The organism is Pseudobacillus wudalianchiensis (genome assembly GCF_001685015.1).
Taxonomy (GTDB): Bacteria; Bacillota; Bacilli; order Bacillales; family Domibacillaceae; genus Pseudobacillus; species Pseudobacillus wudalianchiensis.
This window is the reverse complement of record NZ_MAYT01000028.1, coordinates 1-12,290: the sequence shown is the minus strand read 5'-3', so window position 1 is coordinate 12,290 and position 12,290 is coordinate 1. Positions and strand designations below refer to the sequence as shown.

Genomic DNA, 12,290 nt, shown 5'->3' with positions numbered 1-12,290 from the left:
ATAGTCTATTCAAGTTGTAGCTATGCTGCTATATAGAAAGAATTGAATATAACAGAAAATGTTGCACTTCTTCCACTTAAGATTCGTAAGATAGTATGAATAAAATGGGGAGGGAAGAGAGATGTCTGAGATGTATTATTATAATGCTGCAGATAGACAGACGAATCAGTTGGTTGCCAACATTGAAAAGGCGATTAATGGGGAATACACTGCTATTCAATGTTATGCAAAGTTAGCCGAAATGGCTCCCAGTAAGGGGGTAAGACAACAAATCCTTGAAATACGCGAGGATGAAAAAAGGCATTTTCAACAATTTGTGCAAATGTATACCCAATTAACTGGGCGTCAGCCGCAGCCTAAGATTTTAGAGCGTTGTCCTAATAAATACATGAAAGGGTTAGAATTTGCCTTAAAAGATGAGCAGGAAACAGTAGACTTTTATTTAGACATCGCCGATAGAGCCCCTAGCCAATATATTAGGGAAACCTTTCGCAGAGCGGCAGCAGATGAACAAAATCATGCCGTTTGGTTTTTATACTTTTTTACGAAAGGAAGAAGCTAAAGCACAAAAGCGCAAGAGTTTCCTAGCTCAAGCAGGGTCTCTCGCGCTTTTTTATATCTTTAGAGGAAAAAACATTAGCTTCCTCTGCAAGAACCATTAACCTTCCATTTTCTATACATGTTAATGCAATTTTATTTATGTGAAAAATTCAAAAAGGGATTGTGCTAAAAACAAAGCGAATAGGAAACATTATTTTTGTATGACTGTTAAAAGAAGCTGTTTTATGCTAGCGGGAGCATGTTTTTTATTGTTACGAAAGGGAAATGGATGAGGTCAAGAACTAACAATAGAAGAACTGGGAGGTACATATGTTCAGCGAAAGAGTCGACGTAGCGATTTTGGGTGGTGGACCTGGCGGATTGAGCGCAGCCTTAGTGTTAGGAAGGTCCTTGAGGAAAGTAGCGCTAATTGATGAAGGAAAACCGAGAAACCAGGTAACGATTAAATCGCATGGGTTTCTGACGAGAGACGGATTACACCCTTCTGCCATTAGAGACATTGCCCATGAACAAATGAAGTATTACCCCAACGTCCAAATCTCAAAAGATGTCGTTCAGCGTGTTGAGAAAACGAACGGACTTTTTGTGACAAAAACAAAAAAGGGGAGCACCATATTAAGTAAAAAAGTGATCGCTGCTATGGGAATGAGAGATCATCTGCCGGATATCCCCGGCATAAAGGAAGTGTATGGGAAAACCTTGTTTCATTGTCCTTATTGTGACGGCTGGGAGCGGAAAAATGAGCCGCTCGCTGTGTTTGGCAACGGAGAAGCGTTAATCCCTTTTGTGAAGATTATTTATAACTGGAGCAAGGACTTAATCGTTTTCACCAATGGAAAGGCCGAGATCAGTGATGAAGAAAAGCAGCAGCTTATGCAGCATAAGATTCATATAAAAGAAACGCCCATAACAGCTATCAGATCAAGTGATGGGAAAATGGAACAGGTCATTTTAAAAGGTGGAGAAGCTGTCAGCAGAAAAGGCGGATTTATGGTGACGACTGGGGAAAAGCAGGCTTCTATGATCCCTGCTCTGCTAGGTGTTCCTCTAAATGAAAAAGGAGAATATGAAACAGATGAACATGGACAAACAGCCATTGACGGGCTATTCGTTATTGGAGACGCGAAGAACACATTTACAAGTCTTATCGGTGCTGCTAGCCAGGGATACGAAGCTGGCGTAAGAATTAATACCGAATTTGCATTGGAAGAATGGGATCAAAGTGGCTGTTCCTCCTAATTTTCAGGGCGAACAGTGAGGGAAGAGAGACGATATTTTTCTCTCTTAGTCCTATACGCTAAGTAGTAGATTGATCGATAAAAGGAGAGCCCGATGAAATGGATCGTTGTTTACAAAAGATCCATTTCATCGGGCACTTGCTGTTACCGAATTTGCAAAACTCCGGTATGTTCTGATAAGAAAGCGGATTAAGGGCTCTTTCTACCTAGTCATCAACGCTAATTAGGAAACGGAATTTATATAGGAATGAACATGCTTTCTTAAAGCGAGCAATGGATTTTGTTTCAGCAATACATTCAGCATCCAAGAATAAAGATACGTGAAAATAAAGCCAACGATAATAGCGGACCATCCAAAGACAGCAAAACCGAAGACTAGCACGCCGATATTAATAAAACGAATCGACTTGGCTATGTCTACCTTGTTGTTTCTTTTATGCAAGATAAGCGCAATGACGTCCATTCCAACGGTAGAGGAATTTGTTGAAATACAACAATAATAGCCTAAAGCAATAAACACACAGGCGAGCAAGATGTCAACGCCAATATTAACCGTGCATTGGAAGGGGAGGCTATAGAACGAGGAAAACGAAATGGCATAAAACAAACTGCTAACAATAGATTTGAAAAAATTCTCTTTTCCTAAGAATAGTAAGGAGACAATTAACAATAACCCTGTCATGCCATTGCTTACATATAGCAGTGGAATATGTAAAGCTTTATCTGCGATCATAGATAAACTTGTGACTCCGCCATTTATAATATGATGGGGTACCATCCACTTGGCGTAAGCAAATCCTATAAAAATATTTCCTATTAAAATGATGGATAAGTCTGCCGTAAGTGATTGTCTTTCCTTCATCTTTTCTCCCTCCTTTTGCCTCAAATAAAGTATATATAACTTTACCCTTTTGGCTGCACTGCTAATGAAAAAAGGGTTTCCCCCTCATTTACTTATCTGGATCACTTGTTATATCTACATACGATATAAAAAAACTTTTTTCCTGTTTCTCTGTTATGAGAATCCTTCATAGGAGTTAGTTTATTTATTCATAAGTAAACGATGATTGAGAAATTTGCGTTTGAGACACAGCTTTTTGGAAAGTAATGTACATATTAATAAAGGGTTCCACGTCATTTTTATCGAAGTATCCTAATTTTATCAAGGGTGCATCAGTATGTATAATGAATAGCAGTGAGTGATGGAAGGAGGAAATACTTATATGAAACGACTAGCTGTATTTTGTGGTTCAAGTAATGGAGCATCGCCCCTTTATATTGAAGGAGCAAAGGCTCTCGGAAAAGAGCTTGCTAAGCGTCAAATCGATCTTGTCTACGGAGGCGCTAGCGTAGGAGTGATGGGAGCGGTTGCTGATGCGGTTTTGGAAGCAGGCGGACATGTCATTGGGGTAATGCCGAGCTTTCTTGATGCAAAAGAAATTTCTCATAAGAATTTATCGCAGCTGATTATTGTAGAATCGATGCATGAGAGAAAGGCGAAGATGGCAGAATTAGCGGACGGATTTATTGCTATGCCGGGTGGGCCGGGGACGTTAGAAGAATTCTTTGAAATCTTTACGTGGGCTCAGCTGGGATTACACCAGAAACCATGTGGCCTCTTGAATATTAATCATTATTACACTCCTCTTGTTACACTATTTAATCACATGGCGGAAGAACAGTTTCTACAGGAAAAATATCGTGCCATGGCTATCGTGGATACTGATCCAGAAGGGCTGCTTAATCAATTTACTACCTATCAGCCGCCTTCAGTTAAAACTTACATAACCAAATCTCAAAGTTGAGGGTGTGAGAAAAGTTTATTCTGAAGGGCTGGAATTTATAAGCAGAATGGGATTATTTACGGAATGAGGATGAAAGGAGAGTACGTGTGGAGCCTTTTCCATTCCAAGGAAATGTGTGAGGAAGGAACAGTGTACGGTTGAATGTCAAACCGTTTAATGTTCCTTCCTGCTTTTCCCTATAGGGCTATGAAAAGAGGACATTCTTCTCTTCTTTTGTCACCTCTTTACCGAAATGGATCATTTATTCTCTAACTATCAACCTTGATCATATGTTTTTCTGCTGTTGATTTACAAAAATGCGTTATTTATAATTCAAACCACTTGTCTAGACAAATATCTTTACTTTTGCGATGGACAAATTCATTCGTTTTGCCGTTGTACTGATAATCAACTTTAAGGCGATCTATGTTTTGGATCATGTCTGTTAAAGAATATAACAAATAATGAATCTCTTCTTCTCTTGCAGTTGGGTGGATGGAGACGCGCACCCAGCCTGGTTTGGAAGATAAATTTCCTTTGTCGATTTCATCTGTCATATATTTTGAGTGAGCTTGATCTATGTTTAGCAAAAAGTGGCCATATGGGCCTGCGCAGGAACAGCCTCCTCTTACTTGAATGCCATATAAATCATTGAGCAGCTTAACGGCAAGATTATAATGAACATTCTTAATACAAAACGAAACAATGCCTAACCGGTTTTTTATATGAGAATCCAGCACAACAACGTTTTTTAGATGAGCCAATCCTTTCATCAATAAACTGGTTAGATGTTTTTCTCGCTTTAGTATATAGTCTATTCCCATCTTTTCCTTTAACTGAATGGCAAGGGCCGTTCTGATGGCTTGCAGGAAACCAGGAGTTCCTCCATCTTCTTTTAGTTCAATATCATCTATATATTTTCGCCCTCCCCATGGATTTGTCCAGGTAACTGTGCCGCCTCCCGGGTTATCTGGTATGTTGTTTTTATACAAGGACGAATCAAAAATTAAAACGCCGGAAGATCCTGGTCCTCCTAAGAATTTGTGAGGGGAGAAAACGATAGCATCTAATTTTTCTTCTTTATCTTTTGGATGCATATTTATTTTTATATAAGGGGCAGAAGCTGAAAAATCAATGAGACAAATGCCGCCGTATTGGTGCATGAGCTTTGCCATTTGATGATAGGGGGTCACGACACCCGTTACATTAGAACAGGCAGTAAAGGCACCGATTTTAACCTTTCTGTTTTGAAAATGTTTTAATGATGATTCAAGATTCTTTAAACTAATTTCACCGTTATGATTTGGAGTGACCACGACGACATCGGCGATCGTTTCCAGCCAACTTATATGGTTTGAATGATGCTCCATATGGGTGAGGAAGACTACCGGTTTGTCTTCTTTTTTTATTTGGATAAAAGGACGATAGGCTTCTGCAATTTTCAACCCAATGATTCTTTGAAATTTATTAATAACCCCTGTTGCCCCACTTCCTTCAGTTACAAGGACATCAGTTTGTTTTGCATTTACATGCCGTTTAATGAGGTTGAGAGCTTGCTTGTAGGCTTTTGTCATCGTTATGCCTGTTATATTAGCTTCGGTATGTGTGTTCGCTGTATAGGGGCCGAATGTGTGAATGATCCTGTCTTCAATTGGGTGGAACAATCTCCCGCTCGCTGTCCAATCGAAATACACTATTTTCTTTTCTCCATACGGGCCATGAAAAGTTTCTTCAACGCCTACAATGTTTTTTCTAAATTGATCAAAATAACGTTCCAAATCTTGCTGGTTATGTTCATGACTAGTTGTTTTGATTTAAACTCCCTCCTTATCATCCTTTGTGCTTTTCCCATAATGAAATATATTCATCCGTCGGCATTCGAGTGTATGTTCATTAAAAAGTAAATGAGAGTTTTTTGTAGTTTCGTTATGTCTTTATTTTTCTTGCTCCAATTTGTCATAAAAGAATGATAAAAATCATTTGCTGATCAGAACATTTGTTCTTATAATAAGAATAAAATGGAATGATGTTGTGGGGGGCGTTGGCGTTGTTGTATAACGATCGCAAAATGTTGAAATGGCAAGGGTTTAGGCTATCTGAGCACGTTGAACAATTAAAACAGGTAAAAATACAAAAGAAGAGAGTAATCGTTGATGAGCAGACAAGAGAGCTTTTCGACTGGATGATCCATATTTCTTATAGTTCGCATCAGCCTCTGCTCGTTTATTTAAATACCTTTGGCGAGCCTTATACTCAGGTGTCAGGGATTGTGGAATCGGTGAATCATCCATCAGGCTATCTATTTTTAAAGGAAAAAGGCAGCTTTGCGATAGAGGACATTGTGTTCATGGAGTTTGCTAGGGCTGGGGATGAGGGACATGGCGATTGATTATGATTTATTGCCGAAGCGATCGATTCTATGTATAGACGTAAAATCCTTTTTTGCCAGTGTGGAAGCGGTTCGGCGCAAAATACACCCTTTGGATGCGTATATCATTGTAGTTTCGGATAAAAAGCGCCCCGGGTCTGTCGTGTTGGCATCTTCTCCACGGGTAAAGGGAGAATTTGGCATTAAAACAGGATCAAGAATGTTCGAGATCCCGAATGATGAACGTTTGATGATCGTAGAGCCCTCGATGAAGCTTTACCTTAAAGTAAATAGTATGATTATCGAGATTTTCAAGCGGTTTGTGCCGGTCGAAGATTTGCATATTTACAGCATTGATGAGGTTTTTCTGGATGTTACCGCATCATGGAGGCTGTTTGGGGACAAATTTGAAATAGCTAGGAAAATCCAACGTACGATTTTTAAAGAGCTGAAGCTGGTGGTCACGGTTGGGATTGGCGATAACCCTCTTTTAGCTAAACTGGCCCTTGATAATGAAGCGAAAAACGCGTCTGGCGGAATCGCTTATTGGTCTTATCAAAACATAGAAGAAACGATTTGGAAAATTCCCCGTTTGGGAGATATGTGGGGGGTTTCGCACGGATACATAAAGAAATTAAACAATATGGGGATCCACTCCGTTTACGATCTTGTACACGCTGATAAACATAAACTGAAAGACCGTTTTGGCATCATGGGCTTGCAGCTCTATTACCATGCCTGGGGTGTGGACTACAGCATCTTATCTGAAAAGATAAAAACGAGAGAAAAGTCTTTTTCCAAGAGCCAGATACTGCAGCGGTATTACTATATGGAAGAAGAAATTGTCCTCGTGATCCGGGAAATGGTCGATGAAGTGGCGATGCGATTGCGCGCCAATAATGTAGCCGCAGGTAAAGTGGCATTAGGCCTTGCGTATTCAAGAGACATAGAAGAAAAAGGGTTTAAACATCAAAGGTTATTACATAGAGGAACAAACAGCACGAAGGAATTGACGGTTTATTTTATTCAGATTTTTAAATGTTACTGGCGTGGCCAGTGGGTTCGGCAGATTTATGTTGTGTGCGGCAAATTACAGCCAGCGATATATGAACAACTGGACCTGTTCACTTCTAATGAACAGCTGGAGCGGAATCAGATGCTGGATGAAATAATGGATACTATCAGGCTTCGCTACGGAAAAGATGCGATTTTTTGGGCTTGCAGCTTAATGAAAGGAGGCACGTTTTTAAAGCGGGCTAACCATGTGGGCGGGCATAAAGGCTGACAGAGTTGTGTTCTCGTCTTTTAATTTGTATGTATAAGGCGCTCTGCATCATTTCTTTGAATATTAATAGAGAAGAGGGAAGGGCTTTTGTCCTCGCTCTCCATTTCCTTTAGCTTAGGAGCGCTTTTAGGAATTGAAGAAGTGCGATGATCACATTAGTGACGGCTATTGTGATCATCGTCTTTTCTTTTTGGCGTTCCTTTTCCTAACGCCTTCCCTCTGTTTTGCTCAATTATAGTTTATTCATATTATCACTTTATGCATTGTTAATAATATATCGAGCTTCAGGCTGTCGACAAAGTTGACGGCCGTTTCTTTATGATTATTACTCTGTCCATCTATAGCGCCTTTTCTCAAGAAAGACAACTAGATATACTTTGAAACAAGAAATAACCCCCTTCTTCAAATAAGTTTCTGAAGAAGGGGGTTATCTACATATCAAGCAGGCCTAAGCCTGCTTTTTTAGATTTTACCTTCTTGAATCTGTTTAATGGTTTCTTCGAGCCAATAAATAGTGTGATCCGCTTTCGAAGAAAAATACCCGCCAAGAAATTTATTAAGGTTTTCATTCCCTTTATTTTGCTGAATGGGTTTTTCAAAATTCATAATTTGTTCCCAGCGAGCCGTAAAATCCTTTAATTTTTTTCCTAGTATGCTTAATGTTTTTTCACGATCGACATATTTAAGATTGGCTAAGCCTATTACCATATCACTGATCGTCTCGGCACTTTCAAACAATTTGTAGATTTTTTTAGGGAGTTCTTCACGGCCTTTAGCTGTAATCTGAAATACTTGTTTATCAGGTCGGTGTTCTTCTTTGATGATTTCTACTGGCTCAATTAAACCTTGTTTTGCTAAGGAATCAAAGTGATAGTATAGTTTGCTCTCTGTTAATCCGCTTAATTGGTCTAAGGGAATAGGTTCTGAAAGTTGTTTTTTCAACTTGTAAGGATAGGTGTTTTCCTTCATTAGCCTGCTTAATATAAAAATTTGGATGCTCATTCTTTAGACTCCTTTAAGAGTAATGGTTCATGCTTTTAGTAAAGCTATACTGTTATTTTAGCCACTTTGTCTATACTGTCAGCTTTTTCCGCTGGGGATGATTTGTGAACGATCGCCACGATAAGAATGTTGAGTAGCAGAGCAATCGCCCCAACCGCAGTCATTGACCAAATATAGGGACCTGGACTAATACTGCCGTATAGGTTAGCAAAGTACGCTTGAACCGAATAGTACATTGGTGAAATGTGGCTCATCCATTCATATGGTAAATACATCATATCACGTGTAAGTGTAGCGCCATTGGATAATGTTTGCATCAGTAAAATTGGCAAGTTTAATATCATCCCGCCTTCGCCGACTAGGAAGATTAAAGTAGCCGTGAAGTTGAAACATACCATATAGTTTAAGATTTGCTGTCCTAATAAGCCGAAGAAAAGGTCACCGCTCGGTTTGTTAACTAAATAGGCTACTCCCGCAGCAAGCAGTGACGATACAACGGCAATCAATAGAGCTGTTAATTGAACATAAAAGAATAATCGTGTTTTACTTGCTTTTCCACGGCTTGACTTAAATGTCCCTACTAATTGCATAGCCCCGATCATCGCGCCAACATAACCAGCCATTGTTAAGAACATTGGCAGCATATTATTATTCATGCCGCCTGGTACTTCATTGATTGTCACCACATTTCCTACATAAGCTGTTTCGATTTTTTCTGCCAATTTAGCGGCTTGCTTCTCTGGTACATTAAAATTCATTAATACACCCTGGGCTGTTTGTTGTGAGAATTGCTGACTTAACTGATTGTTGATTTCCGTAATGACTGACTTCATAGTCGATGAAACGACAGACGCTCCCGCTTCATTAATGGTAAAATCGATGCTCGATGACGTTTTGCCATTTTGCATATCAGTAGAAAACGTTTTAGGGATATGCACAACTAATGATAAATCATTTTTTTTTAAGTCTTTTAACGCTTGATTATTCGTTAAATCAGTCTCGATTTTCTTGAAAGGTAAATTTTCTTGTAATTGGTCGGCGACCTTTGCCCCGTATGCACCGGCATCATCATTGACGATGGCAATCGGTAATTTATCAACGTTTCCTGGTATTGCTGCATACCCAGGCAAGAAGATACCCAGCATGGCAATCGCATAGAAAACTCCCATAAAAATGGCACCAATCGCGCCTTTGGATTTTAAGAATTGAGTAAATTTCATATGTGTGTTCCTTCCTTATGTCAGATTGTACTTTGAGTTAAATAGTTTAATAAAAGTACTTTAATTTGAGTATGGTTTAGTTTAATTCTTTCTTTTTAGGAAGTCAATCATTTTGTATGAGGGAAGGAGAGTCTGTTGATTTCAGAATTACATCTATTCTGGTGTCAAAATAGATGAAGAGAAAGAATATAAGAATTTCTTCAATACAAAATATTAAATAAAAGCAGAATAATGTCGAAATAAAGAGGTGAATACATTAGAAAGAGCAGGTGCTTGCATTGTTTAGGTCGGTTAAAACGAAGGTCATCAGTACGGTTATGATCATTTTTATTGTGGCAATTGCTGCTATGTTGATCATTGTCGGCATGCAAATTACAAAAAAAACCGAAGAGAATGTGATTGGTCAGAGCAAAGCGCTTACTGACGAAATGGGCAACAGCATTGAATATTTTCTTCAACAGTACGAGAGAAGTTTATATGAATTGGCAGATTCAAAAGCCGTAAAAGACTATACCAACTACTATTCTGAAAAAGATCCGAAACGAGCTCAACTTAATTTAAAAGCGATAGACGAGGAATTCGGTTCTTTTACGGAACACTTTAAAGAGTCTTCTTTTATTTATTTGGCTTTTCCAACGAAGCAAATGAAGATGGTGCCATCTGCTGAGTTTGAAGATGGGTTTGATCCGACTACAAGGGTTTGGTACAAAGCGGCGGTAGAAGACACCGATAAGGTACATTGGTCAAAGCCATTCGTGGACGTAATCTCCGGAGAGCAGGTGATTTCTGCTTCAAAGGCGGTTGTGAAAGATGGAAAGACCGTTGGTGTACTTGGGGTTGATATTAAGCTTTCCTCTATTTCCGAGAAAATTTCTCAAAGTAAACTAGGTTATCATGGCTATCCTTTCATTATTGATTCGGATGGAGTCGCAATGGTCCATCCTAGTGAGCAGGGAAAGAATGTAATGAAGTACCCTTTTATTAAAGAGATGTATAAAGCGGGGAAAAAAGAGGGTGTAGTTCGTTACGAGTTTAATGGAGAAAATCAGGTGAATATTTATCATACTCTCCCTGATTTAGGGTGGAAAATAGGAGCGATTTATTCAGAAAAGGCATTAGGCAGCGTTGCAGGGGAATTGCAACGATTATTAATATGGATTGCACTCTTTACAATTGTACTAGCTTTTATTACTTTATATCTTATGTTAAATCGGATTATTAATCCTATTCAAAGCTTGAAAAAAGCTATAGAAGAGGTGGCAGAGGGCGATTTGACTGTGCGATCAAAAGTAGTATCAGTAGATGAAATTGGCCAGCTATCCAGCTACTTCAACAAGATGGTAGACAATATGGGGAATCTGATTTCTGTTGTTCACTCCTCTGTGTCAAATGTGCTTCAGTCTGCTGAAAGCCTGAGCGCTGCTTCTGAAGAAACGAATGCAGCAAGTGAGCAAACCGCTTCGGCAATTAATGAGATTGCCATAGGAGCCGCGAAGTCAGCTGAAGATGCGGAAGAAGTAAGTGTGAATTCAGAGCGTCTTGGCAGCCAAATTAATATGATTAGTGAAAAATCAGCTGCTATGACAAATATTGCCGATCAAGCAAATGGGATGAACCAGAATGGACGTCAACAAATGCAGAAGTTAAGGGGATCATTTGATGATTGGAAAATGAATTTACAGTCGATGGCTGAAGTTATTGGTCAATTGGATACTAAGATTAAAGCCATTGGGCAAGTCATGGAAACCATTACAGAGGTGTCTGCCCAAACCAACCTATTGGCGTTGAATGCCAGCATTGAGGCGGCACGGGCAGGTGAGCATGGCAAAGGATTTGCTGTAGTGGCAGAAGAGGTACGGAAACTGGCAGAACAATCAGCTCGGGCTACAGAAGAAGTGAAAGAAACTGTTGGAGAACTGCAGGAAGGTTCTCAAAGAGTAACCAAACAAATGATAGAAACAAGTGAAACCTTCCAGCATCAAGAAACCGTTGTTCATGACACCGATACTACATTTGAAAAATTATCATTACTAATGGACGATATGCAGCAAGCTATTGATTCAGTTTATACAGAAGTTCAAAAAGTAGAGAGTCATAAAGAAGAGGTAGCTAAAACGATTCAAACAATGGCCGCTACTTCTGAAGAAACTGCAGCGGCATGTGAAGAAGTCAGTGCTTCTACCACTGAACAGCTGCGTACTATTCAAACGGTTGCAGAATCAGCTGAACAGCTGACAAATCTTAGCTATCAGCTTCAACAAGCCATTAGCAGATTTAAGATATAACTAATAGGCCAGCCAGTTTTGCTATAAGGCACTAAGGGGTTGCCTATCCCGTTAGAAAGCAGAATAAGTGATGAAAATAGATAATGCAAAAAAGCCCTCTCATAGAATGAAGTGAGAGGGCTTTGTAATGCCTGTATTTCATTAGCAAACCAACTAACAGGATCGAAAGAGAAACTGGTAGAAACAGATCATCCATTAAAATTAGAAGGTGATCATTAGGTAGAAGAATGGCAGAAAACTTATAAGGAATGTCTACTTATGTACTGACAGTTGAGAATTCAATCAATTGGTGGTTTAGATCTTCTAATTCAAAAAATTAAAGGAGATAAAAAGGCAGGTAGGCTTGATAGAGACATCATAAAAAATCACATGTATAATCGTTATTGGGAAATAAAAATAGTAAAAATGTGATTGACTTTATTTTTAGCTGCATGTTATATTGATTGTCGGCTGTTAAAAACAGTCGTTCTAGCAATTTTAAAAAATAAAAAAGTAGTTGACTTTTGTGTCGATAATTGTTATTATAATATAGCTGTCGCTGATAACG

At 39.1% G+C, this 12,290-nt stretch carries 10 protein-coding genes; 6 read left to right on the top strand and 4 right to left on the bottom strand.

The features are described from left to right. Nucleotides 1–130 precede the first annotated feature (130 nt). Both A8F95_RS15500 and A8F95_RS15495 read left to right on the top strand, forming a co-directional pair. Nucleotides 131–562 (top strand): ferritin-like domain-containing protein, encoded by a 432-nt coding sequence (locus tag A8F95_RS15500; protein ID WP_065411576.1) that lies wholly within the window; start codon nucleotides 131–133, stop codon nucleotides 560–562. A 308-nt stretch (nucleotides 563–870) separates the two neighbouring features. Then, complete coding sequence (locus A8F95_RS15495; RefSeq protein ID WP_065411373.1) at nucleotides 871–1,800, top strand: NAD(P)/FAD-dependent oxidoreductase; 930 nt, start codon at nucleotides 871–873, stop codon at nucleotides 1,798–1,800. A 222-nt stretch (nucleotides 1,801–2,022) separates the two neighbouring features. Here A8F95_RS15495 and A8F95_RS15490 read toward each other — a convergent pair whose 3' ends face one another. Next, entirely contained in the window at nucleotides 2,023–2,661 is a 639-nt protein-coding gene (locus tag A8F95_RS15490) for a YitT family protein (protein WP_065411372.1), read from the bottom strand. A 361-nt stretch (nucleotides 2,662–3,022) separates the two neighbouring features. On the opposite strand from A8F95_RS15490, the gene A8F95_RS15485 reads away from it, so the two are divergent. After that, complete coding sequence (locus tag A8F95_RS15485; RefSeq protein ID WP_065411371.1) at nucleotides 3,023–3,604, top strand: LOG family protein; 582 nt, start codon at nucleotides 3,023–3,025, stop codon at nucleotides 3,602–3,604. A 305-nt stretch (nucleotides 3,605–3,909) separates the two neighbouring features. Here A8F95_RS15485 and A8F95_RS15480 read toward each other — a convergent pair whose 3' ends face one another. Beyond that, a complete protein-coding gene (locus tag A8F95_RS15480; RefSeq protein ID WP_245671392.1) occupies nucleotides 3,910–5,361 on the bottom strand; it encodes an aminotransferase class V-fold PLP-dependent enzyme in 1,452 nt (483 codons plus the stop codon). Nucleotides 5,362–5,606: 245 nt separating this feature from the next. Here A8F95_RS15480 and A8F95_RS15475 point away from each other — a divergent pair, with 245 nt between their 5' ends. Next, nucleotides 5,607–5,972, top strand: coding sequence for a YolD-like family protein (locus A8F95_RS15475; protein ID WP_141676286.1), 366 nt, complete (start codon nucleotides 5,607–5,609; stop codon nucleotides 5,970–5,972). After that, nucleotides 5,962–7,236 carry a Y-family DNA polymerase gene (locus A8F95_RS15470; protein WP_095407480.1) on the top strand — a complete coding sequence of 425 codons (1,275 nt, stop codon included), beginning with the start codon at nucleotides 5,962–5,964 and terminating at the stop codon, nucleotides 7,234–7,236. The genes A8F95_RS15475 and A8F95_RS15470 overlap by 11 nt, the downstream gene beginning before the upstream one ends. Before the next feature lie 462 nt (nucleotides 7,237–7,698). Here the strand turns inward: A8F95_RS15470 and A8F95_RS15465 are convergent, their stop codons facing one another. Beyond that, nucleotides 7,699–8,238 (bottom strand): PadR family transcriptional regulator, encoded by a 540-nt coding sequence (locus A8F95_RS15465; protein WP_065411368.1) that lies wholly within the window; start codon nucleotides 8,236–8,238, stop codon nucleotides 7,699–7,701. Between the two features lie 44 nt (nucleotides 8,239–8,282). Then, on the bottom strand, nucleotides 8,283–9,458 hold the full coding sequence (locus A8F95_RS15460) for a YhgE/Pip domain-containing protein (RefSeq protein ID WP_065411367.1): 1,176 nt from the start codon (nucleotides 9,456–9,458) through the stop codon (nucleotides 8,283–8,285). 278 nt (nucleotides 9,459–9,736) lie between these two features. Here A8F95_RS15460 and A8F95_RS15455 point away from each other — a divergent pair, with 278 nt between their 5' ends. Further along, nucleotides 9,737–11,743, top strand: coding sequence for a methyl-accepting chemotaxis protein (locus A8F95_RS15455; protein ID WP_077247402.1), 2,007 nt, complete (start codon nucleotides 9,737–9,739; stop codon nucleotides 11,741–11,743). The last annotated feature ends 547 nt before the right edge of the window (nucleotides 11,744–12,290 follow it).